Here is a 24,840-nt window from a genome sequence, read left to right as displayed (position 1 = left end):
ACATCACAGCATGGAAACAAGCACCAAGGATACGGCCACATATTGGCTGACCGAAGCGGACGTGGCGCGCCTCGTGCCGCTGGACGACGGCATCGAAGCCCTCGAACGCAACCTGATCGAACTCGCCGACGGCGCCGCCTTCAACGTGCCGAAGGCGCTTGGCGACCTGGGCGGCGGCGCCATGCACGCATTGGCGTCGGCTTCGCCGCGCCTGGGCGTATGCGGTTTCAAGACCTGGGTCCACACCCCGAACGGCGCCAAGGCGGTGTATTCGCTGTTCAGTTCGGGCAACGGCCGGCTGCTGGCCATGCTCGAAGCCAATACCCTGGGGCAGATCCGCACCGCGGCGATGACCGCGCTGGGCACCCGGTGGCTGGCGCGCGAGGACGCCGGCGACCTGGCCGTGATTGGCACGGGTAAACAGGCCATCGCGCAGATCCATGCGGTGGCGGCCGTGCGCACGTTGCGGCGGATACGCGTGTGGGGCCGCGATGCGGAGCGCCGCGCGGCGTTCGCGCGCAAGGTGGCCGAGGCTTTTCCCCAGGCGAAAGTCGACGCCGCTGCGTCCCTGGAGGCGGCGACCGACGGGGCCGACCTGGTGACGTTGGTGACGCGTGCCACCGAGGCCTTCTTGCCGGCGCGCCTGCTGGTCCCGGGCGCGCACCTGAACGCCGTGGGCGCGATCCTGCCGGCCAATGCGGAATTCCAGCCGGATGTTTTCGCACGGGCCCGCGCGGTGGTGGTGGATGATCTTGCCAATGCCCGCAAGGCCTCCCGCGAACTGCGTGACTACTACGGCAACGAGGACGCCGCCTGGGGCCAGGTGCTGACCTTGGCCGACGTCATCCGGGCCGGCAAGCCGCCTGCGGACGTGGGCAAAGGGGCAGGCACAGGCACAGGCACAGGCGGTGGCGTGGCTCCCGGCAAGGGGGCGGCCTCAGGCGCAGGCGATGGCGCGGCTCCCGGCAAAGGCACGGCCACGGCCTCAGGCGACATCACCCTGTTCAAAGCCATGGGGATGGGCCTGTCGGACCTGGCCATCGCGGCGCTGGCGCACGAGCGGGTGGCGGCCGCGCCGGGCACGGTGACGACGGTGCCGGTGAGCGCGGCGGCCGCGCCCATCCGCTGGCGGCGCGACGACGGCAAGGGGACCGCATGCTGAGCCCCGACATCGTCGCCGCGCTGGCGGCCGAACTGGACCAGGCCGAACGTACCCGCGTGCAGGTGCGCCATTTTTCCCTGCGCCATCCGCGGATGACCGTGGCTGACGGCTACGCGGTGGCGCGCGCCTGGTCGGCGCTGAAGCTGGCGCGCGGCCGCACGGTGCGCGGCCACAAGATCGGCCTGACGTCGCGCGCCATGCAACAGGCCAGCCAGATAGCCGAGCCCGACTACGGCACGCTGTTCGACGACATGTTCTTCGACAGCGGCCATGACATCCCCTTCGAAACCTTCATCGCGCCACGCATCGAAGTGGAGCTGGCTTTCGTCCTGGGCCAGCCGCTGCGCGGTCCCGGTGTCACGCTGTTCGACGTGTTGCGCGCCACCGAATACGTGGTGCCGGCGGTGGAGATCATCGATGCCCGCATCGAGCAGTTCGACCGCGAGAGCAAGGCCATGCGGCGCGTCACCGACACCATCTCGGACAACGCCGCCAATGCCGGCGTGGTGCTGGGCGGCAGGCCCGTGGCGGTCGACGCCCTGGATCTGCGCTGGGCCGGGGCGCTGCTGTACCGCAACGGCATCATCGAGGAGTCCGGCCTGGCGGCTGCCGTGCTGGACCATCCAGCCCATGGCGTGGCCTGGCTGGCCAATCGCCTGGCGCAGTGGGACGAAGGCCTGGCGGCGGGCGAGGTGGTGTTGAGCGGCTCTTTCACCCGGCCGGTGGCCGGTGCGCCGGGCGATGTGTTCCACGTCGACTACGGACGCCTGGGGGCGGTGACCTTCCGCCTGGCGCCGTCCGCAACTGGTCAAGACAGCTGATCAAGACAGCTGATCAAGACAGCTGCATGAGAACGTCCCCGTAAGGACGGTCTCATTAAGACATCCCGATTAAAACAGCTGGAGACGAGCATGAACGACAAGACTTATACGCTGGTGGACGTCAGCGGCATCGCGCCGGCGCCTATCGTTCCGTGGCAACCGGTGCTGGTGACGCGCGAGGATATCGAACTGGAAGTCGAGCGCCTGCTCGACGAGGCCGCGCCCGCCGATGGCCGGCGCGCGGCCGCGGTGGTGCATCCGTCCTGCACCGACGGTACCCTGGGTTTCGGGCCGGGGGTCGAGGTGACGATCTCGGTGCTCAAGCCGGGGGAACAAACCCGTCCGCTGCTGCGCAACGCCAACCAGATCGAGTTCTGCATCAGCGGTAGCGGCACCGTGCTGGTGGGCGACCAGAGCATGGCCATGGGGAAGTGGGACGTACTGTCGCTGCCCTCGATGCAGCCGTATTGCCATCACAATACCGGCACGCAGCCCTGGGTGCGGCTGGTCTATTCCAATGCGCCGCTGCTGCGCAAACTGGGTGTGCACTGGGTTGAGTACGCCGGCGCGGACTGGCGCAAGAAAACCATTGCCGCCAGTGCCGGGTTGAACCTGGAGATCAATCGCGACAACGCGCCAGACTTGCCCGTTGCCGAAGCCGGCGCGCGGCTGCGCGGCTACGAGTTCCTTACCGACATCCAGGTGGTGGAGAATCGTCCGCTGGTGTGGCCATGGCAGGAGACCTCGCAGACGCTGGCGGTGGCGCAGGGCGACGGCAAGCGCAACATCATGCTGCTGTACAACCCGGCCACCGAGCGCCGCAACGGCACCACGCATTCGTTCTTCGCCACGCTGTTCTCGCATCCCAAGGGACAGCCCGGCCGGCCCGTGGGCCGCGGTCACAAGCACAGTTCCATCGCCATCAACTACCACTTCGCCGGGCACGGCAAGAGCGTGGTGGACGGCACGGTGATTCCCTGGAAGGCCGGCGATCTGTTGCTGTCCGGGCCGTCGTGGTCGGAGCATGCCCATTACTACGACGAGGCCGGCGCCATGATCCTGACCGTACAGGATCACCCGCTGCATATCGGCATGGAATCGCTGATCTGGCAGGAACGCATGGACGGTCCCATACTGAATCTGGGCTCGGAGGCCGGCCAGAAGGGCTATATTGGTCCACGCCAGGCCGGTTGAGTGCCGCGCCGGCTGCAGGCCGAGCCGGTGTATGCGACCGGCCGAGCCGAGAAACCCCGAAGAACCGAACCGAAAACCGAACCGAAAACCGAACCGAAAACCCAGAGGAGCAATATGTTGCAGATGCCTGCCAATACCTTCCGAGATGAACTGCGTGCCGGCCGGGCACAGATAGGGCTGTGGGTCGGCCTGGCCGATGCCAATGCCGCCGAACTGCTGGCCGGCTGCGGCTACGACTGGCTGGTGCTCGACGGCGAACATGCTCCCAACGACGTGCGCTCGCTCCTGGCGCAATTGCGCGCGGTGGCACCATACCCGGTCCATCCGGTGCTGCGGCCGCCCAAGGGTGATGTCGCGCTGGTCAAACAGTTCCTGGATATCGGTGCGCAGACGCTGCTGATTCCGATGATAGACACGGCGGAGGATGCCGAGCTGATGGTGCGCGCCATGCGCTATCCGCCGGCCGGCATTCGCGGCATGGGCGCGGCGCTGGCGCGCGCGTCGCGCTACGGCCAGATCGGCGACTACACCGCGCACGCCAACGACCAGATGTGCCTGCTGGTGCAGGCGGAAACGACCCTGGCGCTGGAGAACCTGGACGCCATCGCGCAAGTCGACGGGGTGGACGGGGTGTTCTTCGGCCCGGCCGACCTGTCCGCTTCGATGGGGTATCCCGGCCAGGTCAATCACCCGGAAGTGCAGCGGGCGATCCTGGACGGCATTGCCCGGGTGCGGGCGGCGGGCAAGGCGCCCGGCGTGCTGATGAGCCAGGTGGACGTGGCGCACAAGTATCTGGATGCCGGCGCGTTGTTCGTGGCGGTGGGGGTGGATACGTCGCTGCTGGTACAGGCCGCGACCAGGACGGTACGGGAATTCAAGGGCGGCGGTGCCGCGGCCGCGACCGGTAAAACTGGCGGTTACTGAAAGCCGGGCGGCGTGAGCGCAGCGCTTATGTATCCAGCGCCTCCGGCTCCGGCGCCGCCTGGAACACGGTAAGGAAGACCTCGCGCAGCCAGCTGTGCGCGGGGTCGGTATCGTGACGGGTGTGCCAGTACATGCGTACATCGAACACCGGCGACGGGAAGGGCACGTCCTCGATATCCAGCGCGACGTACGACTGCAGGTAGCTGGCGATGCGCGACGGCACCGTCACCAGCCAGTCGGACGAGGCGAGCACGCGCGGCAAGGCGAAATAATTGGGCAGGCGCAGCTGGGTCTTGCGGGTGATGTTCAGCTGCGCCAGCACTTGCTCGACCGGATCGTGCGGCGGGCTGATCAGCACGTGGTGGCTGCGTTCGAATTCTTCCAGCGTCAGCGGTCCCGCCGTGGCGCGGGTATCGTCCGCACGCGCGCGGCGCAGCACCACACAGTGGTCGCGAAACAGGGATTCCCTGCGCAAGGTCTGGCGCTGCAGGTTCAGGTTGCTGATGGCGATGTCGACTTCGTGTTCGCCCAGCATGCGCTCGTAGTGGGTGCGCGGTGCCTGGAATATGGCCAGTTTCACCTGTGGCGCGACACTGCGCAGATGGGCTATCAGCGGCGGCACCAGCAGCATTTCTCCCACGTCCGTCAGCAGCACGCGAAACTCGCGCGTGCAATCGGCCGGACAGAAGTTCGCCGTGTCCTGCAGTGAATCACGTATGGTTTCCAGCGCCGCCCGTACGGGGGGCGCCAGGCGTTCGCAGCGTGCGGTAGGCGTCAGGCCTTCCGCCGTGCGGATGAACAGGCGGTCGCCCAGCGCTTCGCGCAGGCGGCCCAGCGCATGGCTTACCGCCGGCTGGCTCAGGTGTACCTCCTTCGCCACTTCCGTCAAGCTGCGCAGGCGGTAGACCGCGTCAAAGATTTTCAGAAGGTTCAGGTCCAGCCGGTTCAAATCCATGGAGTTCCTCGCAGCGCGATGAACATACATAGTTCGAACCGGCACGGCCGTCAAATTTTTATTCGTGAAGGCCACTGATGCCGGTGCCGGCCGGGGCCAATTCCATCCTCGCCACGCTGTTTCCAGAACGGCTGACAAACTGAAGTTAACGCTGTTATCATTTGCCTTCGATACGCTGATCTCAAAAGAGCAGGGCTCACAGGAGGCGACATGATTCTGAACGAAACGCACGACGGCAGCATCGGCACTTGGGTTTCCAGCGGAAACTCCGCGGATACGGATTTCCCGTTGCAGAATCTCCCCCTGGGCGTGTACTCCCAGGATGATGGCCGCACACGCCGTGTCGGCGTCGCCATTGGCGACATGATCCTCGACCTGGCCGCCACGGCGGACAGGGGATTGCTGACAAGGTCGCCGGCAGGTGTGGCCAGTGCGCAGGCCGCGCTCGATCGGGCGCTGCGCGCACCGACGCTGAACGAGTTGATGGCCCTGGGCCGGGGTGCCGCGTCGGCGCTGCGAAGAAGCCTGTTCGACTTGTTACGCGGCGGCAGTCCGCATCAGGCGGTATTGCAGGAGTGCCTGGTCCCCATCGCAGCCGTCGCCATGCAATTGCCTGCCAGGATAGGAGACTTCACCGACTTCTACACGTCGCTGCACCACGCGAGCCGCGCGGCGCGGGCCATGCGCCCTGGCGGGGAGCTTGCGGCGAACTTCAGGCATCTTCCCATTGCCTACCATGGCCGGGCGTCTTCCATCGTGATCAGCGGCACGCCGTGCTCGCGCCCGCATGGCTTGTTGGGGCCGGATCCCGCGGGTGCGCGCTACCTGCCATCGCAGGCGCTGGATTTCGAACTGGAGGTGGGCGCCTATGTCGGCAGCGGCAATGCCTTGGCTGCGCCAGTGAGCCTGGATGACGCCGAGACGCATCTGTTTGGCGTGAGCCTTGTCAACGATTGGTCCGCCCGCGACATCCAACGTTGGGAGGCACAGCCGCTGGGACCCTTTCTGTCCAAGAGTTTCATGACCAGTGTGTCGCCGTGGGTGGTAACGCTGGACGCGTTGGAGCCATTCCGGCTTGCGCCGCCCACCAGAAAAGAAGATGAACCACGGATCAGCCCCGCGTTAACCTCACCGGGCCATGCGGCCCGCGGTGCGTTGCGTATTGGCTTGCAGGCTGGCCTGGAAACCGCCGTCATGCGGCAACTGGGGCAATCGCCCGAGGTCATCTCGCGGCCGGACTTCGCGGATCAATATTGGACCCTCGCACAGATGCTGACCCATCACACCAGCAATGGCTGCAATCTGCAGCCAGGCGACCTTCTGTCCAGTGGCACGGTGTCAGGCCGGGAGATCGCTGACGCCGGCTGCCTGCTGGAGCGCACGCGCAATGGCGCCGAGCCACTGAGGTTGGCGAACGGCGAAACACGTTCCTATCTGCAGGATGGGGATCGTCTTGTCTACCGCGGACGCTGCGAGCACCCCGGCTTCGCCGGCATTGGGTTTGGCGTGTGCGAGGCTCGCATCGTTTCTCGCGAGTAGGCAAGACGTGTTACTTGCTACTCAAGAACCAGGTTCCTGTCGCGGACGACTTTCTGCCATCTGGCTGCGTCCTTGGCTATCATGCCAGCGAACTGCTGAGGTGTATCGGAAAAGGCCTGTGCCCCCAGTTGTGCCATTTTCTGCTTTACTTCCGGATCGCTTGTGATACGCCGCAAGCGATCCGCCATATCGGTGACGGTGGCGTCTGTCACCCCTTGCTTGGCGAACACGCCCCACCATCCCGGCACGGCCAGGTCGTCGATGCCCAGTTCCGCCATGGACGGCAGATTGGGCGCGGTGGCCGAGCGCTGCGATCCTACGACCGCCAATCCACGTACCTTGCCGGAATCCATCAGGGGTTGTGCCGTCAGGGGATCGAGGAAGATGGCCTGTACCGTTGCGCCCATCAAGTCGGCGACAGCCGGCGCGGATCCGCGATAGGGGACGTGAACCATGGTCAGGCCGGCCGCCGAGTTCAAGACTTCGCCGCTCAGGTGCGAAGTACTGCCGATGCCGAATGAGGCATACGTGACCTTGCCCGGATTGGCTTTGGCGTAGGCAATGAACTGCTGCATGGTCTGCGCCGGGACGGCTGGATTGACGACGAATACGTTCGGCGCCGTGGCCACCATGGCGACGGGTTTGAAATCCTTGGCGGGGTCATAAGGCAGGCCCTTATACACCGACTGCAGGGAGTGTGAGGAATTGTCGTACAGATACGAGCAACCGTCGGCTGGGTCACGCAGGAGCGCCTGGTAGGCGATCACGGATTTCGCGCCGGGCCGATTCTCGACGATGACGGGCACCTTCAGGTCCGTGCCCAGCTTGGCCGCGATGAGGCGCGCGGAGACATCGGTACCGCCGCCGGCTGCGTATGGAACGTAGAAGCGGATGGCCGTGCAATGCGCCGGGCCATCCGCTGCGAATGCCGGCGTCGCGCCCAGTGCAGGCAGTGCCGCCAGGGTGTAGCCGATCAGTCGGGTTACCTGTTTCGTGCGTGGGAATTTCATGGATTGTCTCCTCCTGCTGGAGTGTTGTTGGTGTCGTTCGCGCGCCGTTATCCCGCGCGTCTGTTTTCCATGTGGACGGGTACGGCTGCCAGGGCGGCCGGTGGCAGGCCAACACTCGTGCCCGTATCCGTGCCCGTATCCTTATCGGCAGGGGCGCGCATGGCGGCCAACGCAGGGTCGGCGACAAACATGCCGCGCTCCACGTAAGCCTGTATCTGGAGATCGCCGTACCCCATTTCAGCCAGGACTTCCGCATTGTGCTCGCCACGGTAAGCTGGCTGCAGCGGCGCGGACGGCAGATCATCATCCGAAAAACGCCATGGGTGGCCGTGCAGCTTGTAGGTTCCGCCTTGCCGGTCGGATACCGTGCGCACTGCGCCCCAATAGTCACCCCATTCGGATTCGCACAGGTCCTGGGTGCTGCGGACTTGGCCAATGGCAATTTTCGACTCATCCAGTTGCGCATCCAGCGCGCCAAGATCGCGGAAAGTCAGGATCCAGGTTTGCAGCAAGGCATGCAGGGCTGCGTAGTTCTGGCGCCGCAGCGCCGCCGTGGCGAAGCGCGGATCCTTGGCCAGGTCGGGACGGCGCATGGCGCGCAGATAATTGGGAAAGGTCAGGCTGCCCACCAAGCTTTGTGCGGCAACGAAACGTTCGCCGCCGGGGCCATTGAAGAAGGGGCCGTCCGTGGCGCCGAGGATGCCGGGCTCGGCGCCGTTGTCGACGCCGGCGATGTCCAGATGCGCCCGCTCGTTGGCGGACAGGATCACTGCCGCCATCGCGACGTCGATATATTGGCCGCGACCCGTCTTTTCACGCTTGGCCAGCGCGGCGAGCACGGCGATGGTGGCCTGCATCCCCGCATAGACGTCGGCATGCGACAGGGCATCGGTCTGTTCGGTAGCCAGGTTGTCGCCGAAATGGCGCATCGAGTTATGGGTGAAGCCAGATTCCGCCTGGACGGTGGGCGCATAGGCCATGCGCGAGGCCCAGGGGCCGCCTTGGCCGTAGCCGGTGATCGAGACATAGATCAACCTGGGATTGCGCTGCGCCAGTGTCGCGTAATCCAGGCCGAAGAACTTGAGGGTACCGGCGCGGAAGTTCTCGACGATGATGTCGGCCGAATCGCACATCCGCGCAACCAGTTCGGCCGCGCCCGGCACATTGAGGTCGACGCTGATGTTGCGCTTGCCGATGTTCTGCTGCGCGTAGTAGCCGGAAATGCCGTTGGCGTAGGGAAAGGCGCCGCGCGACACGTCGGGCCGTGGGGGTTCGATCTTGAGGACATCGGCGCCCAGGTCGGCCAGCGTGCGCCCGCACAAAGGACCGGCCAGGACGCGCGAGAAATCAACGACTTTCAAGCCAGAAAGTGGTCCGCTCATTTCATTTCCCCTCGAAGATGGCAAGGCCGGGGCCATTGGCGCGGAAGGATTTGAGCCCTTCCTTGAGGTCCCGCGAGGCCCAGATGGGCTTTTGCGTTTCGAACATGGCGCGGTCGGCCGCCTCGATGCCTTCGTTGGCCGCGATGCGTGCCAGGCGTTTGGTCGCGGCGTGGGCCGCGGTGGGGCCATTGGCCAGCTCCTGGGCAATGGCCAGCGAAGCCGGTTCCAGCTCATCGTCGGCTACCACCAGATTGATCAAGCCCCAGCGTTCCAAGGTGGCAGCATCGTAGCGCCGCCCCAGCATGGACATTTCCTTGGCACGCGCCATGCCGATTCTTTGCACCTGCCGCTGGATACCGCCCATCAGGGGATGCAGGCCCAAGGCCACTTCCACCGAACCGATCTTGGCGGATTGCGCGGCGACGATGTAGTCGCAGGCCAAGGCGAGTTCCAGGCCGCCCCCCAGGCATACGCCGTGGACGGCGACCACGATGGGGATCGGCAGTGTCTCGAAGGCGTCAAGGACCTCTATGGGGTCCAGGCGGGCGCGGCCTTCCCGCTCTATGCGTTCGTCGAAAAGGTCGACGTCCGCTCCCGCTGAAAAGTGGCGCAGCCCGCTGCGCAGCAGGACCGCGCGCTGGCCCTGTTCGACCGCGCCGTTCAAGCTGGCCATCAGGGCGCCGCTGAGGGTGGGGCCGGACAGATTGTAGGGACGGTAGTTCATGGTGAGCACGGCCACATTGCCGTGCACTTCTTTCTGAATGATCTCTTCCACTTGGGTCTCCGATGGGGCGCGCGTTCATGAGGCGCGCAGCCTTTGTGATAAAGTTAACGCCATTAACTTTATGGGCATGGTAACACCGTTAACTTCGTTTGAAGTGCAAGGGGAAACCCTAGTGCCAGAACCCATGCTTGCCGCGGTTTGTTAAGGTCCCATGCTCACCACGGTTCCCTGCTCAATTTGGAGATGCATTTTGATAAAGAAGGCCACCGGCGCCGATGGGACGCCTTATCACCATGGTGACCTGCGTAGCGCACTGATCGCGGAGGCCAGGCGCGAGCTTGAAAAGTCGGGCGTACATGACATGAGCCTGCGCCAGTTGGCGCGTGCGGTCGGCGTGTCGGAGGCGGCGCCGTCACGGCATTTCGATGGCAAGAATGGGCTGCTGGCCGCCATTGCCGCCAGCGGCTTCACTGATCTCATCGCATTACGGCGCGAGGCGCTGGCGCAGCAGAAGGGCCAGCTTGCGCGCGCTTATGACATGATGCGGATCTATGTGAAATTCGCGCAGGACCACAAGGGATTGTTCGACCTGATGATCGGGCCGCGGATCATCCGAAAAAGCGATTACCTTGAACTTGCCGAGGCGGTGAATGTCTCGTTCGAATTGTTCGCTGCATGCGTGCGCGACTTCGCGCGTGGGCACGGTTGGCAAGTGAAGGATATGGATCTGGTCACGCACGCGGCGTGGTCGGTCGAGCATGGTTTAGCCACGCTGATCATTCGGGAGCGCATGAATGCGGAGGACAGGCCGGTGGATATCGAGTCAGTCATCCACTTTTCCATGTCACTGCTGTTCAGTGGCATCGCGGCGGGACCGGAACATACGCGGGAGATAATGACTGCGCTTGCTGTGCAGGCGCCGTCCAGCCCGGCGGGGCAGGCGGCCCGCGCGGCCGTGCCGCGTAAAGCCCGGGCGTCCTGAGGGCGAACCGCCGGTGTGGACCGGCGGCTGCCTTGCGTGTCGGAACCTACCGGAACAGCACCACCGCTTGCTGCAGCGTGCCCCAGAAGCCGTAGGCCAGGGGAATCACCACGCAGGCCCAGGCAAAGATCACCAGGATGGCGGGCGTGCGGAAGGTGCTGCTGCCTTGGCCGTGAACCGCGGCAGCCGACGCCCGTTCGTGCGCCAGCGCCTTCTCGGTGGCCAGCTCCTCGTCGGTCATGAAGTACTTGCGGTTGACCGGGCGGATGGCCAGGTTGCACAGCAGGCCCAGCAGCAGCAAGCCGGCCAGGATGTACATGGTGATGTCGTACACCTGTGCGCGCGGCACGCCGATCGACAGCTGGTACTCACGCAGCGAGCTGATCAACATGGGCCCGAAGATGCCCGCGGCCGACCACGCGGTCAGCAGTCGGCCATGGATGGCGCCCACCATTTGCGTGCCGAACAGGTCGGCCAGATAGGCCGGCACGGTGGCGAAGCCGCCGCCGTAGAACGACAGGATGATGCAGAAAGCGCCGACGAACAGGGCCAGGTGGCCATTGTGCGCGGACCACGGCACCGAGGCGTACAGGATGATGCCGACCACGAAGAACATGGCGTAGGTCATCTTGCGGCCCAGTTTGTCCGACAGGCTGGCCCAGACGAAACGGCCGCCGATGTTGAACAGGCTGAGCAGGCCGGTGAAGCCGGCGGCGATGGTGGCGATGGCCACCAGCTGCTCCTTGTTCAACTGCGCGAAACCCAGGCTGGCCTGGTTGATCAGGCTGCCGCCGAACACTTCCTGCAGCAGCGGCGAAGCCATGCCCAGGATGCCGATGCCCGCGGTCACGTTCAGGCACAGGGCCCACCACACCAGCCAGAACTGCGGCACGCCCCAGATCTTCTTCACGTGCACGTGGCCGTGCGTGATCATGGCGTTGTTGGTCTGCGCGGCAGGGGCGGTCCAGCCCTCCGGCTTCCAGTTGGACGCGGGCACGCGGTAGCCCAGCGCACCGGCAACCATGAACACGGCGTAGATCACGGCCATGGTAAGAAAGGTCTGCCACACGCCCGACGAACCGGGGACGGCGTAGTAGCGCATCAGGGCATTCGCCAGCGGCGCGCCGACCATGGCGCCGCCGCCGAAGCCCATGATGGCCATGCCGGTGGCCATGCCGCGACGGTCCGGAAACCATTTGATCAGCGTGCTGACGGGCGAGATATACCCCAGCCCCAGGCCCACGCCGCCGATGATGCCGGACCCCACCCACAGCATCCACAGTTGGTGCACGTAGATGCCGATCGCGGAGATCACCAGGCCGCCGCACCAGCACAGGGCCGACACCAGGCCGGCCTTGCGCGGACCGGCCCGTTCCAGCCAGCCGCCCCACAAGGCGGCCGAGCAACCGAGCAGCACGAAGAACAGGATGTACGTCCCGGTCAGGCTGGAAATGCGCCAGTCGCAGGTGGTGGTGAAGAGTTCGGAGAACAGGCTCATGTCGGCCGGGCAGGCCAGCGGGGCGCTGCCGCCCAAGGCCTTGGACAGCGGCAGCCAGAACACGGAAAAGCCGTAGGCCATGCCGATGCAAAGGTGGATGGCGAGCGCGGCCGGGGGAACCAGCCAGCGGCTGAAGCCGGGGCCGGCGATAGTGCGTTCCTTGTCCAGGAAGCCGGGTCTGGACCCAGGCAGGTCTAACGTGGTTGCCGTATTCATCTTATTTCCTTTAATTGTCGTTCTGGCGTTCGTACAAGCAATGCGGCATGGGGATGGTGGCGTCCCGCGGGTGCTCAAGGTAAAGAAGGTGGGTGGAAAAATGGCGGCATCGAGTGCGGGGGCGCGAGCATACTCCGAACTCGACCAAGGCGTGGCGCTTACGCCGTGCGCGGCAACAGGCGCTCCCGATATTGCGTGACGGCCTGCAGCACGATGGGGGCGAGGCTGGTGTCACCGTCTATGCCATCGGGGTGTCGCTGGAGGTACGCCAGCAATTCGTTGCGCATGCGTGGCTCCCAGAATTTCTGGATATGGCCGGCGATGCCTTCGAGGGCTTCGGGCCGGTCCGGCATCGCTTCGAAGAAGTCGCCGATGCGGTTGGCCATGCGGATCAGGTTGTGCGGGTCCATGGTCACGCTCATTTGTCACGTTCACTTGCCGGCGGGAACGGCAGCCGATTCCCGCTCGGCCAGCAATTTCTGCTGGATGTCGGTGAAGCGGCTCCACTGGCGCTGCCATTCCGAAGGTTGGGATACGCGCACCAGCTGTACCGCCGTCACCTTGTATTCCGGACAGTTGGTCGCCCAGTCGGAATTGTCGGTGGTGACCACGTTGGCGCCGGACTCCGGAAAGTGGAAGGTCGTGTACACCACACCCGGCTGCACGCGATCGGTCAGCACGGCGCGCAGCACGGTTTCCCCGGCGCGGCTCTGCACGCCTACCCAGTCGCCGCTGGCGATGCCGCGATCCTCGGCGTCCTGCGGATGCACCTCCAGTACGTCTTCGCCGTGCCACATGACATTGGGCGTGCGGCGGGTCTGGGCGCCGACGTTGTACTGCGACAGGATGCGCCCGGTGGTGAGCAGCAGCGGGAACTTGCGCGTGCTGCGCTCGTCGCTGGCGACGTACTTGGTGATGATGAAACGTCCCTTGCCGCGCACGAATTCATCGATGTGCATGATGGGCGTGCCATCCGGCGCGTCATCGTTGCAGGGCCATTGCAGGCTGCCCAAGCGTTCCAGCTTGTGGTAGCTGACTCCCGAAAACGTGGGCGTCAGGCGGGCGATCTCGTCCATGATTTCCGACGGGTGGCGGTAGTTCATGGGATAGCCCAAGGCATTGGACAGGGCCACCGTCACTTCCCAGTCGGCCTTGCCGTTCTTGGGCTCCATCACCTTGCGCACCCGCGAAATGCGTCGTTCGGCATTGGTGAAGGTGCCGTCCTTCTCCAGGAACGACGAACCCGGCAGGAAGACGTGGGCGTATTTGGCGGTCTCGTTGAGAAACAGGTCCTGCACCACGATGCATTCCATGGCGGCCAGGGCGGCGGCCACGTGCTGCGTGTTGGGATCGGACTGGACGATATCCTCTCCCTGGCAGTACAGGCCCTTGAAGGAGCCGCCCAGCGCCGCCTCGAACATATTTGGGATGCGCAGGCCGGGTTCCGGCTGTAGCGTCACGCCCCAGTCCTGTTCGAACTGGCTGCGCACTACATCGTCGGAAATATGGCGGTAGCCCGGCAACTCGTGCGGGAACGAGCCCATGTCGCACGAGCCCTGCACATTGTTCTGGCCCCGCAGCGGATTCACGCCGACGCCCTCACGGCCGATGTTGCCGGTGGCCATGGCCAGGTTGGCGATGCCCATCACCGTGGTCGAGCCCTGGCTGTGCTCGGTGACGCCCAGGCCGTAGTAGATGGCGCCGTTGCCGGCGCTGGCGTACAAGCGCGCGGCGCCGCGCACGGCGGCGGCGGGGACGCCGGTCACGGCTTCCATCGCTTCCGGCGAGTTTTCCGGCAGCGATACGAAGGTACGCCATTCGTCGAAGGCTTTTTTCTCGCAACGGGCAGTCACGTAGGCTTCGTCGATCAGGTTCTCGGTGGCGATGACGTGCGCCAGCGAGGACAGCAGCGCGACGTTGGTGCCGGGCCGCACCTGCAGGTGGAAATCGGCCTTGATGTGCGGTGAATTGACCAGTTCGATGCGGCGCGGGTCGATGACGATCAGGCGCGCGCCCTGGCGCAGCCGCTTCTTCAGGCGCGAGGCGAATACGGGGTGGCCGCTGCTGGGGTTGGCCCCCATCACGATGACCACGTCGGCGTGCATGACCGAGTCGAAGGTCTGCGTACCGGCCGATTCGCCCAGGGTCTGCTTCAAGCCATAGCCGGTGGGCGAATGGCACACGCGGGCGCAGGTGTCGACGTTGTTGGTGTTGAAGGCGGCGCGCACCAGCTTCTGCACCAGCCACGTTTCCTCATTGGTGCAGCGCGACGACGTGATGCCGCCGACGGAATCACGGCCATACTTGGCCTGCAGCCGCTTGAATTCGGACGCCGCGTAGCCGATGGCCTCGTCCCAGCTGACTTCGCGCCACGGGTCGCTGATGTCCTTGCGGATCATGGGCTTGAGCACCCGTTCCTTGTGCGTCGCATAGCCCCAGGCGAAACGCCCCTTGACGCAGGAATGGCCGCGATTGGCCTGGCCGTCCTTCCACGGCACCATGCGTACCACTTCCTGGCCCTTCATTTCGGCCCGGAAGGCGCAGCCCACGCCGCAGTAGGCGCAGGTGGTGATGACCGAGTGCTCGGCCTGGCCCATCATGATGACGGTCTTTTCCTGCAGGGTGGAGGTCGGGCAGGCTTGCACGCAGGCGCCGCAGGACACGCATTCGCTGTCCATGAAGGCCTGGTCCTGGCCCGCCGAGACGCGCGACTCGAAGCCGCGGCCCGAAATGGTCAGCGCGAAAGTGCCCTGGGTTTCCTCGCAGGCGCGCACGCAACGATTACAGACGATGCACTTCGAGGGATCGTAGGCGAAGTAGGGATTGGACTCGTCCTTGGCGCTGTCCAGGTGGTTGGCGCCCTTGTAGCCGTAGCGCACGTCGCGCAGGCCCACCACGCCGGCCATGTCCTGCAGTTCGCAGTCGCCGTTGGCGGGGCAGGTCAGGCAGTCCAGCGGGTGGTCGGAGATGTACAGCTCCATCACACCGCGGCGCAGTTCGTGCAGCTTGGGGGTTTCGGTGTAGACCACCATGCCTGCTTCCACCGGCGTGGTACAGGACGCCGGATAGCCGCGCCGGCCATCGATCTGCACCAGGCACAGGCGGCAGGAGCCGAAGGCTTCCAGGCTGTCGGTCGCGCACAGCTTGGGGATGTTGATGCCGGCCTCGGCGGCCGCGCGCATCACCGACGTGCCGGCCGGTACCTGGATTTCCTGGCCATCGATGGTCAGGCTTACCATTTCCGCGGCGACGCGTGCCGGGGTGCCATAGTCGCGTTCGCGTTTTACGACGGTCTCTAACATGATCGTTGTCTCCAGTGCGCGGCCGTCAAGCCGGCTGAGGGGCCGTCTCGGTTTTGTGGGTTTGATCCAGGCCGAAGTCCTGGGGGAAATGATTCAGCGCGGACAGCACGGGGAAGGGCGCCATGCCGCCCAGCGCGCACAGCGAGCCGCCCAGCATGGTGTCGCACAGGTCGCGCAGCAGGACCACCTGCTTGCCGTGATCGGGACCACCGGCGGCGATGCGGTCCAGCGTTTCCACGCCGCGCGTCGAGCCGATGCGGCAGGGCGTGCATTTGCCGCAGGATTCGATGGCGCAGAATTCCATGGCGTAACGCGCCATGCGCAGCATGTCGACGCTGTCGTCGAAGGCCACCAGGCCGCCATGGCCTATCATGGCCGACGCCGCTGCATAGGCTTCGTAGTCCAGCGGGATGTCCCATTGCGACTCGGGCAGATAGGCTCCCAGGGGACCGCCGACCTGCACCGCGCGCAGGGGCCGGCCGCTGGCGCTGCCGCCGCCGAAGTCGTAGAGCAATTCGCGCAAGGTCAGGCCGAAGGCTTTTTCCACCAGGCCGCCCTGGCGCAGATTGCCCGCCAGCTGGAAGGGCAGGGTGCCGGCGGAGCGGCCCACGCCGTAGTCGCGGTAGTGCTGCGCGCCACGTGCCAGAATGACGGGCACGGAAGCCAGCGATATGACGTTGTTGATGACGGTGGGCTTGCCGAACAGGCCGGCAATGGCCGGTAGCGGCGGCTTGGCGCGGACCACGCCGCGCTTGCCTTCCAGGCTTTCCAGCAGCGAGGTCTCCTCGCCGCAGATGTAGGCGCCGGCGCCGACCCGGACTTCCAGGTCGAAGCGGCGGCCGCTGCCGCAGACGTCGTCACCGAGCCACCCGGCGCCGCGCGCTGCCGCGATCGCAGTGTTCAGGGCTTCGATGGATTGCGGGTATTCCGAGCGCACGTAGATGTAGCCGAAGGTCGCGCCCACTGCCAGGCCGGCGATCGCCATGCCTTCGATCAGCACGAAGGGGTCGCCTTCCATGAGCAGGCGGTCGGCGAAGGTGCCGGAATCGCCTTCATCGGCGTTGCAGACGATGTATTTCTGGGTAGCCGCCGCCGCGGCCACGGTCTTCCACTTGATGCCCGTGGGAAAGGCGGCACCGCCGCGGCCGCGCAGGCCCGACTGCAGTATTTCCTCGACGATCCTGGCCGGCTCCATGGCGGCCGCGCGGCGCAGGCCGGCCAGGCCGCCGTGCGCTTCGTAGTCCTGGACCGAGCGCGGGTCGATGATGCCGACTCGTGCGAAGGTCAGGCGTTCCTGGCGCTTGAGATAAGGGATGTCTTCGGTGAATCCGTGGCAAAGCGCATGGCAGGGCGCTTGGTCGGGCACAGCGCCCGGTGCCTGGTCCGGTGCAAGGCCAGGCTCCGAGCCGGCTGCGATGGGGACGTTCGTCAGCCAGCCGGCGTCGAACAGGCCGGGGACATCCTCGGCTTCGACCGGGCCATAGGCCACGCGGCCGGCCGGGGTGGCGACCTCGACCAGGGTTTCGAGCCACAGCAGCCCACGCGAGCCGTTGCGCACCACGCGCACGGCCAGCCCGCGCCGCGCGGCTTCGGTGCTGACGGCCAGGGCGACGGCCTCGGCGCCGACAGCCAGCGCGGCGGCGTCGCGCGGGACGAAGACGGTGATCGGCGCAGTGGCAGTGGCGCAAGCGGGTGTCACGGACGGTTGGCGGTCCAGGGTTTGCCCGATCGGGTTCGGCTGGTTCATTCCGCGGCCTCCGTCACCTGGCCCAGCACCTTGTCGAAGCGCTGGGGCGTCAGCCGCGCATAGGGCACGCCATCTATCATCATGGCCGGCGACTGCGCGCACAGGCCCAGGCAGTAGACCGGTTCGAGCGTGTAGTTGCCATCGGCGCTGCTGGCATGGAAATCGCAACCCAGCTTGCCGCGCGCGTGCAGGGCCAACTGCTCGCTACCCATGGCCTGGCAGGACTCGGCCTGGCACAGTTCGACCACGTGGCGGCCCGCCGGTGCCTGGCGGAAATGGGGGTAGAAGGTGATGACGCCGTGGACTTCAGCGCGGGACAGGTTCAGGCCGTCGGCAATGGCCTGCACGGTGTCCGGGGGGATGCAGCCCAGTTCGGCCTGCACCGCGTGCAGGATGGGCAGCAGGGGGCCGGGTTGCCGGACATGTGCTGCGACGATGCGCTGGACGGCGGCCAGCGCGGGCGTACAGGACGCGTCGCCAGGGCTGCCATGCGCATGGGAATCCGGCATGCCGGATCCATGTATCGTCTGCGGCGCCCCGCGAGCGGCGCCGGTGGATGCCAGATCGATCCTGGCTTGACCTTTGGTCATGGAGTTGGGCTCCCAAGGTTCTATAGTGCTTGCAGGACGGCTGTCTATATGTTTTCAAGAACATATATGACAATGCCGCTGTCTCCTGATTGCGAATGTAAGTCCAGTCCAATAACGGTTCAATATGCAAATAATTGCATATTGAGCTTGGGATCCTCCGTCATGAACGACTCTTCTGGCGCTTTCCGCATTGCCTTGCGCCCCGGCTGGTGGCTGGATCGCCTCGATGGCGACGGTGGCGTGCCGCTGCAGGAAGTCCTGGCCTTGCTGGCAGCCATCGATGCCACCGGCAACATCACGGGGGCCTGCCGCGCCTGCGGCCTGTCGTACCGGCACGCGTGGGGCGTGCTGCGGCGGTTCGAGACCCTGTTCGGCGTACCTTTGCTTGTCACGCATCGACGCCAAGGTACCGAGTTGTCGCCCTTCGGGCAGCGGCTGCTGTGGGCCAATCGCCGCATCGAGGCGCGCCTGATGCCCCTGCTGGACAGCCTGGCTTCCGAACTGCAGGAGGAACTGCAGCGCCTGCTGCCGGAGGGCAAGCCCCATCTACGCCTGCATGCCAGCCACGGCTTCGCGGTCGAAGCCTTGATGCAGCATATGCTGGCACAGGCGCCGGGGCTGGAACTGCGCTATCGCACCGCCAGCGAAGCGCTGGCGGCGCTGGACGCCGGCGAATGCGACCTGGCGGGTTTCCAGGTGCCGCTGGGCGAGTTCGAGCCGGCCATGCTGGCGCACTACCGCCAGTGGCTGCATCGTGACGAACATCTGCTGGTGCATCTGGCGGTGCGCAACACGGGCCTGTTCGTTCCGCCCGGCAATCCCAAGCGCATCCTGGGCATCGCCGACCTGGCGCGGCCCGGCGTGCGCTTCGTCAATCGCCAGACCGGTTCCAGCACGCGGCAGCTGATCGAACTGATGCTGCGCCGGCTGGATATTCCGGTGTCGCGCGTGCAGGGCTACGAGAATAGCGAGTTCACGCACATGGCGGTGGCGGCGCACATCGCCAGCGGCATGGCTGACACCGGCATCGGAGTGGAGACGGCCGCGCATCGTTTCGGCCTGGAATTCGTGCCCCTGGCCCGCGAGCGCTATTTCTTCGCGCTCCGCAGGGACCTGGTCGAGCAAGGGGCCTGGAAAGCGCTGCTGGCGGTGATGCAGGGGGAGGCCTACCGGGGTTTCGTCGGCCAATTGGTGGGCTATGACGCGCGCGAGACCGGACGGCTCCAGACCCTCGAGCAAGCTTTCGGCTAAGCTGTACCGGTACCGCCAGCCAGAATCCGCTGTTCAATGCCCGCGCCAGCCGTCGTGATCGCCATTGCCATCGCGCTCGGGACGGCACCCGGGCAAGGGAGTTTGCCATGAATGTCAGTGCCGTCGACCGGGTGAGTCCGGTGCATGTGTATGCCGTCCGTGATCCCTATGTCGCCGAGTTCCTGGGCGCGCAGAACCGAGTCGATCGGTTCGGGCGTGCACAGCCGGCGCAGTCCGCTCGTATCCAGGCTCTGCGTGAGCAGGCCGCGACGAGTTCGGCCGCGACCGCTGCTACAACCGCTCACCACCCGGCTACCGCGGTTCAACATCCGGGCAACGTAGACAAGTGCGATCCCGGGGAGCCCGCCAACTGGCTGTGCGACCAATACGCCACCGCGCGCCTGTCGCGCGCCGTGCAGGCCTTTATCGACGAGCAGGAGGCACTGCGGCAGCGTGCCAACGGCGCCATCGACCTGGGCACCCTGGAGGGCTTGTACCCATTCCAGCGTTATTTCATGGCCTTCAGCAATCCGCCGATCGAGCTGCAACAGGCGGCCGGCGCGGCCAGTGTGCTGCCGCCCATGGTGGGGCCGATCGCCAGTGTGGCGGCCACGCGGAATACGACCGAGGATGCACTGGGTACCGATGGCACGACGCGTGCGTTGATCCGGTCGCGCCGCCTGCGAGGCGCCCCAGCCTGACACTGGGCAAAGCAAAGGCCGGATTCGCATCCGGCCTTTCAGGGTACTGCACAATCCCGGCACGGATCTGACTCCGCGCCGGGATTTCGTCTTACTGCTCTTGCTGCTTTAGAAGCGCCAGCGGACGTTGACCGCGCCGCTGTTCTGGCGGTTGCCGCCGCCGAACTGGCCGCCGTAGTTGATGCCGACGGTAGTGTTGCGGGTGATGGCCAGGTCAGCACCCAGGGACAGCACGGCCGCATCGCGAGCGATGGGCGCACCGGCCACGGAGAAGGCCTGGCTGCCATCGAAGGCCATGGTGGTGGTGGGATCCAGGTCACCGTAGGAATGGCGCCAGCCGGCCGTGGCATACAGGCGACCCTGCGAGCTGCCGCTTTCGAAGGTGGTCTGGGCACGCAGGCCCAGGGTGCTGCTGCCCACCTGGTTATGCGTGCTCTGGCCCATCAGCGCGGCGTCACCGCCGGACTCGCTGAAGCCACGGGTGCGCTGGTCGCTGTAGTCGGCGCCGACGAAGGGTTCCAGCGTGACGCGGTCGGTCACCGGCAGGGCGTAGCCCAGTTCGGTGAAGAACTGCGTGGTGTTGGCGCTGTAGGAAGACTTCAGTTCCTGGGAAACGCCTGCGGCATTGACGCCACGCTTGGTGTCGATGTCATGCCAGGTGTAGCTCATGCCCAGGGTCAGGTTGACCTTGCCCGGACCGGCCGCGAAGCCCTTGCCGCCGTAGATGACGCCGCTGTAGCTGTCGACATCGGCACGCGACCCCTGGCCCTTGATGCTGCTATGGCTGCCGGTGTAGCCCAGCGCACCGCCGGCACGCCAACCGCCGCCGACGGCCTGGTCGCCCCCGACGAAGAGGCCGCCATCGGATTGACGGACTTCGGCGGTGTCATCGCGGCCACCCAGGGTGCGCCAGTTGCCGAAGACCTGGGCCCAGATGGGTTGAGCCGCGGACTGGGGCAGGGAAGACGCATCGCCACGGCCGATCTGTGCCGTGGGACGGCCCGGCATCATGCCGGCGTCCATGTTCTGGCGCAGATGCGACATGGGCAGGCTGACCACGTTGGAGGTCACGCCGTTGAGCATGTTGCTGGTGCTGGCATGGGTCTCGCCGCTGAGGTTCTCGAAGACCCCGCTGGGCGCGCCTTCCGGCAGGTTCAGGACGCGGGCGTAGAGCGCGCTGTTCTTGGGCAGCGATTGCAGGGCGCCGGCGACTGAACGTTGGTTGCGGTTCAATGCCAGGTCGGCGAACTGGATGGGGCGCGTGCCGCCGCTGCCGGTGTTGCCGTTGCCGCCGGTATTGCCGTTGCCGCCGGTATCGCCGCCGGTGTTGCCGGTGCCCGTGTCGCCGCCGCCCGACCCGCCTTGGCCCGGGTCAACCGGCACGTCCTTGAGCTTGACCGTGAGGTCGACGGCATTGGCCGTGTAGGTCAGCGACGGCTCCAGGAAGGCCAGGCTGCTGCCCACCGTCGTGAACTTGCCGGTCACGCCGCCCGTTGCCTGCAGGACGTTGTACGTCGTCGATTCGGCATACAGGCCATTGCCCAGGCCGACCATCTGGAACTTGGCGCCGTCCTGCACCATCGCCGCGCCGTTGGCGACCAGCTTGCTGTTGCTGCCATCGGGCAGGGCATTGATGCTCAGCGTCGAGCCAGCGCCGAACTGCACCGGACCATTGACGGTCAGGGTGCCGGTGGGATTGGCCTTGCTGCCGGGCGACAGGGTGGCGCCGTCGCCGATCTGGGCCATCATCAGTTGGCCGGTACCGGCCAGCGTGCCGCCCATGACGCCGGCGATGCCGCTCATCTCGCTATTGATTTCCAGCGTGCCGGCGGTGACCAGGACAAAGCCGGAGAAGCCGCTGTTGTCGCCCGTCAGGGACGTGGTGCCGGTGCCGGCCTGGACGATGCGGGTGTCCGTGCCGCCGGTGATCTTGCCGGCGTAGGTGTAGTCATTGGAGCGCTGGAAGCCGAAGGCACCGCCTGAGTTGGAGCCATTGCTCGACTGCAGGGTCACATCGCCACTGAGGCTGCCCGTCGTGCCGCCATTGCCCAGCGCCAGGCCTGCGCCGGATTCCACTACCGTACCGCCGGTGTGCGTGGCATTGCCCGTGAAGGAAACCTGGGAGTCTGTCCGCACGACTACCTGGCCAAGACCGGCGATATTGCCGACGTAGTCATAGGCGTCGTAGGGCGAGGAAGACGAGTTCCTGTGGTTGAACGCCAGTGTCGCCCCGCTGCTTACATTGACGTCGGACACGATGGACCCGCTCGTCACACCATTGGCGATCTGCAGCGTGCCTTCCGCCAGCTTGATGCCGCCGGTGAAAGTACTGTCGCCGGTCAGGATCAGGGTGCTGTTGCCGCGCTTGGTGAAGCTGCCGTCACCACTGATCGCGCCGTCGAAAGTGACGTCGTCGCTGCGGTTGAATACCAGCGTGCCGGCCTGTTCGACCTGGACGTTGCCCACGATGGAGCCGATGGTGCCGGCGTTGCCGATCACCAGGTTGCCATCGGAGATACGCGTGCCGCCGGTGTAGGTGTTGGCGCCGGTCAAGGTCAGTTGGCCCATGCCACGCTTGTCGAGCGAGCCGTCGCCGCTGATGACGCCGCTGAAGGTGTTGAGGCCCTGGCGGTTGAATGCCACCGTGGCGCCGGCGGCCACGGCCACGTTGCCTAGGATACTGCCAGTGGTGCCGCCATTACCGATCTCCAGCGTGCCGCCCGAGACCGTGGTGCCGCCGGTGTAGGTGTTCGAGCCGGTGAGAGTCAGGGTGCCGGCGCCGCGTTTTTCCATCGGAGCGGCCAAGCCCAAGCCCACCGTATCGGAGATCGAGCCGGCGTAAGTGGTGTCATCGGAGCGGTCGAACACGATCTTGCCCATCCCCACCATCACATCGGCGGCGATGCTGCCTATGGTGCCGCCGTTGCCGACCTGCAGCGTGCCTTGGTTGACCACCCACAAACCATTCGCGGTGTTCGCGCCAGTCAGGATCAAGGTGTTGGGGCCGTTCTTGAGCACGTTTCCGGCACCGGAAATGACGCCGCCGTAGGTGTAGGTGTCAGTACGGTCGAATACGACTTGAGCATTGTTGTTGCCGTCGACCTCGATGTTGCCCGCGACGCTGCCTGCGGTCGCCCCGTTGCCTATCGTGGTGGTGCCACCCATGAGGTGCGTGACACCCGTGTAGGTGTTGTCCGCCGCGAGCACGAGGTCGCCGTCGCCCGTCTTGGTCAGGCCGCCCGTGCCCGAGATGACGGTGTCGAACCGCAGGGTTTTAGTCTGTTGGACGTCCACTGCGCCGCCGAGCGCGCCCAGCACGACTTCATGCGCGCTTGTTATCGTTACGTCGCTGTCTACGGACAGCGCGCCGCCATTGAGTGTCAGCTTGCTGCCCGTCGCGCCGAGACTGGCCTCGTCGCTGATGGCGAGTGTGCCGCCCTTTACCGTCCAGTTCGTGGTTGCAGCCGTCGTGTTGACGAGCGTCAATGTCCCGGTGCCCGTTTTCTCGTAACCTGAGAAACCGAAGATTCTCACCTGGCTCAGGAAGGATAACGTTGGGTCAGCCGTTACGATATCCGAGACGCTCAGGGTGGGAGCGCTGCTGACGATGTTGTATTCCAGGATGTTGCCGTCGCCGCGCGCAACGACATTACCTTCCAGCAGGCTGTTGTCCTGCAGGATCAGGCGGCTGTCGTTGCCGGTGATTTCGACCGCATAGCCTTGAAAACCCAGCGCCGGGCTGCTACCGCCGGAGATGTGGCCGTTGTTGATGATGGTGACATTGCTGCCAGCGAGCACGCCCGCGCCACCTCGGAAGAGGGAGCCCGGGGCGTCGGCGCCCGGTGTGCCTGACGAGCCGCCGTTGACCGTGCCCCCCGCGCCGTTGATGAAGGTCGCGCCATCGCCCAGGCTTACACCGGCGCCGCCGTGGCCACCCAGGCCGCCGACGAGTCCGCCGCCGCCGAAATCGTTACCTTCGCCGCCGTTGCCGCCTTGTCCGCCGATGATCATCCCGGTATTTGCCAGCGTGCCGGTGCTTGCGAACTGCACACCATTACCGCCATCGCCGCCGTTGCCGGCATAGCCGCCGCCTGCGCCACCGGCGCCACCACTGCCGCCGATGAATTGCACAGCATTGGATAGCGTCACATTGCCCGCGGTGACATGGAGGCCGTAGCCGCCTGCACCGCCGCCGCCGCCGCCGGCGTCCATGTCAACGCTGGCCCCGCCGTTACCGCCTTTACCTCCGGTGTAGATGCCGGGCACGACACCCACGTTGGCAGATGAGGATTCGAGCGCACTCGCGCCACCGCCGCCGCCGCCTCCACCATTGGTGCCGGTGCCATCAGCTCCGTTCTCGCCATCCATGCCAGTGCCGCTGGAACCTGCGGCGCCTCCGGCGGCCGCGGGTATGAGAGGATCCACGCCAACGCCGCCCGCACCGCCCGCTGCACCGGAGCCACCGCCACCGCCGCCGCCACCTGACTCACTGCCGTTGCCGTATCCGTTACCCCCCGCCACGCCAGGCTGTCCGCCGGTACCGCCGAAGCCCAACAGTAATTCGCCGCCGTTGCCACCGACGCTGCCGGTGATCAGGGACGCGCTCTGCGAGTAGGTCAAAGCGGGAGCGCCAGCCAGTGCAGCCATGACCAGCGCGCCGGTGACGGACAGGGCCAGGCGCTTGGAGCCGGAGCGGTGGGAAGAAGCGTGTTCCGATGCGACCTGGTAGACGCCCAGGGCGCGGTTGAAGACGATGCGGTAGATGTGGTTCATATCGATCCGACGGATGTTTTCGATGACGGCTGACGATGACGCCAATGAAGCGTTACGCCAGCCCTTGGT

At 65.8% G+C, this 24,840-nt stretch carries 18 protein-coding genes; 8 read left to right on the top strand and 10 right to left on the bottom strand.

Going from position 1 to position 24,840, the window contains the following annotated elements:
• Nucleotides 1-10 precede the first annotated feature (10 nt).
• The 4 genes from CEY05_RS07425 (at nucleotide 11) to hpaI (ending at nucleotide 4,101) form a co-directional block, all read left to right on the top strand.
• Nucleotides 11-1,162 (top strand): ornithine cyclodeaminase family protein, encoded by a 1,152-nt coding sequence (locus tag CEY05_RS07425; RefSeq protein ID WP_088597868.1) that lies wholly within the window; start codon nucleotides 11-13, stop codon nucleotides 1,160-1,162.
• Nucleotides 1,156-1,983, top strand: a complete 828-nt coding sequence (hpaH, locus tag CEY05_RS07420) for a 2-oxo-hept-4-ene-1,7-dioate hydratase (RefSeq protein WP_088597867.1) — start codon at nucleotides 1,156-1,158, stop codon at nucleotides 1,981-1,983. The genes CEY05_RS07425 and hpaH overlap by 7 nt, the downstream gene beginning before the upstream one ends.
• 90 nt (nucleotides 1,984-2,073) lie before the next feature.
• On the top strand, nucleotides 2,074-3,177 hold the full coding sequence (locus tag CEY05_RS07415; RefSeq protein ID WP_088597866.1) for a hypothetical protein: 1,104 nt from the start codon (nucleotides 2,074-2,076) through the stop codon (nucleotides 3,175-3,177).
• Nucleotides 3,178-3,291: 114 nt separating this feature from the next.
• On the top strand, nucleotides 3,292-4,101 hold the full coding sequence (gene hpaI / locus CEY05_RS07410) for a 4-hydroxy-2-oxoheptanedioate aldolase (RefSeq protein WP_088597865.1): 810 nt from the start codon (nucleotides 3,292-3,294) through the stop codon (nucleotides 4,099-4,101).
• A gap of 25 nt (nucleotides 4,102-4,126) precedes the next feature.
• Here hpaI and CEY05_RS07405 read toward each other — a convergent pair whose 3' ends face one another.
• Nucleotides 4,127-5,056 carry a LysR family transcriptional regulator gene (locus tag CEY05_RS07405; protein ID WP_158219270.1) on the bottom strand — a complete coding sequence of 310 codons (930 nt, stop codon included), beginning with the start codon at nucleotides 5,054-5,056 and terminating at the stop codon, nucleotides 4,127-4,129.
• A gap of 210 nt (nucleotides 5,057-5,266) precedes the next feature.
• On the opposite strand from CEY05_RS07405, the gene fahA reads away from it, so the two are divergent.
• Complete coding sequence (gene fahA / locus CEY05_RS07400) at nucleotides 5,267-6,595, top strand: fumarylacetoacetase (protein ID WP_088597863.1); 1,329 nt, start codon at nucleotides 5,267-5,269, stop codon at nucleotides 6,593-6,595.
• A 17-nt stretch (nucleotides 6,596-6,612) separates the two neighbouring features.
• Here the strand turns inward: fahA and CEY05_RS07395 are convergent, their stop codons facing one another.
• From CEY05_RS07395 to CEY05_RS07385, 3 genes are read right to left on the bottom strand one after another with little or no spacing between them, the layout of a single operon-like run.
• On the bottom strand, nucleotides 6,613-7,605 hold the full coding sequence (locus CEY05_RS07395) for a tripartite tricarboxylate transporter substrate binding protein (RefSeq protein ID WP_088597862.1): 993 nt from the start codon (nucleotides 7,603-7,605) through the stop codon (nucleotides 6,613-6,615).
• Between the two features lie 47 nt (nucleotides 7,606-7,652).
• Nucleotides 7,653-8,987, bottom strand: a complete 1,335-nt coding sequence (locus CEY05_RS07390; RefSeq protein WP_088597861.1) for a CaiB/BaiF CoA-transferase family protein — start codon at nucleotides 8,985-8,987, stop codon at nucleotides 7,653-7,655.
• A gap of 1 nt (nucleotide 8,988) precedes the next feature.
• Entirely contained in the window at nucleotides 8,989-9,762 is a 774-nt protein-coding gene (locus CEY05_RS07385; protein ID WP_233161419.1) for an enoyl-CoA hydratase/isomerase family protein, read from the bottom strand.
• A gap of 160 nt (nucleotides 9,763-9,922) precedes the next feature.
• On the opposite strand from CEY05_RS07385, the gene CEY05_RS07380 reads away from it, so the two are divergent.
• The gene (locus tag CEY05_RS07380) at nucleotides 9,923-10,693 is read left to right on the top strand and encodes a TetR/AcrR family transcriptional regulator (protein WP_088597860.1); all 771 of its coding nucleotides are present in this window, start codon (nucleotides 9,923-9,925) and stop codon (nucleotides 10,691-10,693) included.
• A 46-nt stretch (nucleotides 10,694-10,739) separates the two neighbouring features.
• Here the strand turns inward: CEY05_RS07380 and CEY05_RS07375 are convergent, their stop codons facing one another.
• The 5 genes from CEY05_RS07375 to CEY05_RS07355 form a co-directional block, all read right to left on the bottom strand.
• A complete protein-coding gene (locus CEY05_RS07375; protein ID WP_088597859.1) occupies nucleotides 10,740-12,407 on the bottom strand; it encodes an OFA family MFS transporter in 1,668 nt (555 codons plus the stop codon).
• Nucleotides 12,408-12,565: 158 nt separating this feature from the next.
• On the bottom strand, nucleotides 12,566-12,817 hold the full coding sequence (locus CEY05_RS07370) for a formate dehydrogenase subunit delta (RefSeq protein WP_088598540.1): 252 nt from the start codon (nucleotides 12,815-12,817) through the stop codon (nucleotides 12,566-12,568).
• A 21-nt stretch (nucleotides 12,818-12,838) separates the two neighbouring features.
• On the bottom strand, nucleotides 12,839-15,709 hold the full coding sequence (gene fdhF, locus CEY05_RS07365) for a formate dehydrogenase subunit alpha (protein WP_088597858.1): 2,871 nt from the start codon (nucleotides 15,707-15,709) through the stop codon (nucleotides 12,839-12,841).
• 25 nt (nucleotides 15,710-15,734) lie between these two features.
• Complete coding sequence (locus CEY05_RS07360) at nucleotides 15,735-17,456, bottom strand: NADH-quinone oxidoreductase subunit NuoF (protein ID WP_088597857.1); 1,722 nt, start codon at nucleotides 17,454-17,456, stop codon at nucleotides 15,735-15,737.
• Nucleotides 17,453-18,046 carry a formate dehydrogenase subunit gamma gene (locus CEY05_RS07355; protein ID WP_088597856.1) on the bottom strand — a complete coding sequence of 198 codons (594 nt, stop codon included), beginning with the start codon at nucleotides 18,044-18,046 and terminating at the stop codon, nucleotides 17,453-17,455. Before CEY05_RS07355 ends, CEY05_RS07360 begins: the two co-directional genes overlap by 4 nt.
• 162 nt (nucleotides 18,047-18,208) lie before the next feature.
• Here CEY05_RS07355 and CEY05_RS07350 point away from each other — a divergent pair, with 162 nt between their 5' ends.
• Both CEY05_RS07350 and CEY05_RS07345 read left to right on the top strand, forming a co-directional pair.
• A complete protein-coding gene (locus tag CEY05_RS07350) occupies nucleotides 18,209-19,297 on the top strand; it encodes a substrate-binding domain-containing protein (RefSeq protein WP_088597855.1) in 1,089 nt (362 codons plus the stop codon).
• 107 nt (nucleotides 19,298-19,404) lie between these two features.
• Nucleotides 19,405-19,998 carry a hypothetical protein gene (locus tag CEY05_RS07345; RefSeq protein ID WP_088597854.1) on the top strand — a complete coding sequence of 198 codons (594 nt, stop codon included), beginning with the start codon at nucleotides 19,405-19,407 and terminating at the stop codon, nucleotides 19,996-19,998.
• Between the two features lie 108 nt (nucleotides 19,999-20,106).
• Here CEY05_RS07345 and CEY05_RS07340 read toward each other — a convergent pair whose 3' ends face one another.
• Nucleotides 20,107-24,771: an autotransporter domain-containing protein gene (locus CEY05_RS07340; protein ID WP_088597853.1), complete on the bottom strand. Its 4,665-nt coding sequence runs from the start codon at nucleotides 24,769-24,771 to the stop codon at nucleotides 20,107-20,109.
• Nucleotides 24,772-24,840: the final 69 nt, after the last annotated feature.

It is taken from the genome of Achromobacter sp. HZ34, from assembly GCF_002209485.1.
GTDB lineage: Bacteria > Pseudomonadota > Gammaproteobacteria > Burkholderiales > Burkholderiaceae_B > Bordetella_C.
This window is presented reverse-complemented; position numbering and strand designations above follow the sequence as displayed.

Excerpts from the sequence above, each read along its gene's own strand:
- CEY05_RS07360 (WP_088597857.1), bottom strand. The coding sequence starts at position 17,456 with ATGAACCAGCCGAACCCGATCGGGCAAACCCTGGACCGCCAACCGTCC.
- CEY05_RS07405 (WP_158219270.1), bottom strand. The coding sequence starts at position 5,056 with ATGGATTTGAACCGGCTGGACCTGAACCTTCTGAAAATCTTTGACGCG.
- hpaI (WP_088597865.1), top strand. The coding sequence starts at position 3,292 with ATGTTGCAGATGCCTGCCAATACCTTCCGAGATGAACTGCGTGCCGGC.
- CEY05_RS07415 (WP_088597866.1), top strand. The coding sequence starts at position 2,074 with ATGAACGACAAGACTTATACGCTGGTGGACGTCAGCGGCATCGCGCCG.
- CEY05_RS07425 (WP_088597868.1), top strand. The coding sequence starts at position 11 with ATGGAAACAAGCACCAAGGATACGGCCACATATTGGCTGACCGAAGCG.
- CEY05_RS07355 (WP_088597856.1), bottom strand. The coding sequence starts at position 18,046 with ATGACCAAAGGTCAAGCCAGGATCGATCTGGCATCCACCGGCGCCGCT.
- CEY05_RS07375 (WP_088597859.1), bottom strand. The coding sequence starts at position 12,407 with ATGAATACGGCAACCACGTTAGACCTGCCTGGGTCCAGACCCGGCTTC.
- CEY05_RS07370 (WP_088598540.1), bottom strand. The coding sequence starts at position 12,817 with ATGGACCCGCACAACCTGATCCGCATGGCCAACCGCATCGGCGACTTC.
- fdhF (WP_088597858.1), bottom strand. The coding sequence starts at position 15,709 with ATGTTAGAGACCGTCGTAAAACGCGAACGCGACTATGGCACCCCGGCA.
- CEY05_RS07345 (WP_088597854.1), top strand. The coding sequence starts at position 19,405 with ATGAATGTCAGTGCCGTCGACCGGGTGAGTCCGGTGCATGTGTATGCC.
- hpaH (WP_088597867.1), top strand. The coding sequence starts at position 1,156 with ATGCTGAGCCCCGACATCGTCGCCGCGCTGGCGGCCGAACTGGACCAG.
- CEY05_RS07380 (WP_088597860.1), top strand. The coding sequence starts at position 9,923 with ATGCTCACCACGGTTCCCTGCTCAATTTGGAGATGCATTTTGATAAAG.
- CEY05_RS07395 (WP_088597862.1), bottom strand. The coding sequence starts at position 7,605 with ATGAAATTCCCACGCACGAAACAGGTAACCCGACTGATCGGCTACACC.
- CEY05_RS07340 (WP_088597853.1), bottom strand. The coding sequence starts at position 24,771 with ATGAACCACATCTACCGCATCGTCTTCAACCGCGCCCTGGGCGTCTAC.
- CEY05_RS07390 (WP_088597861.1), bottom strand. The coding sequence starts at position 8,987 with ATGAGCGGACCACTTTCTGGCTTGAAAGTCGTTGATTTCTCGCGCGTC.
- CEY05_RS07350 (WP_088597855.1), top strand. The coding sequence starts at position 18,209 with ATGAACGACTCTTCTGGCGCTTTCCGCATTGCCTTGCGCCCCGGCTGG.
- fahA (WP_088597863.1), top strand. The coding sequence starts at position 5,267 with ATGATTCTGAACGAAACGCACGACGGCAGCATCGGCACTTGGGTTTCC.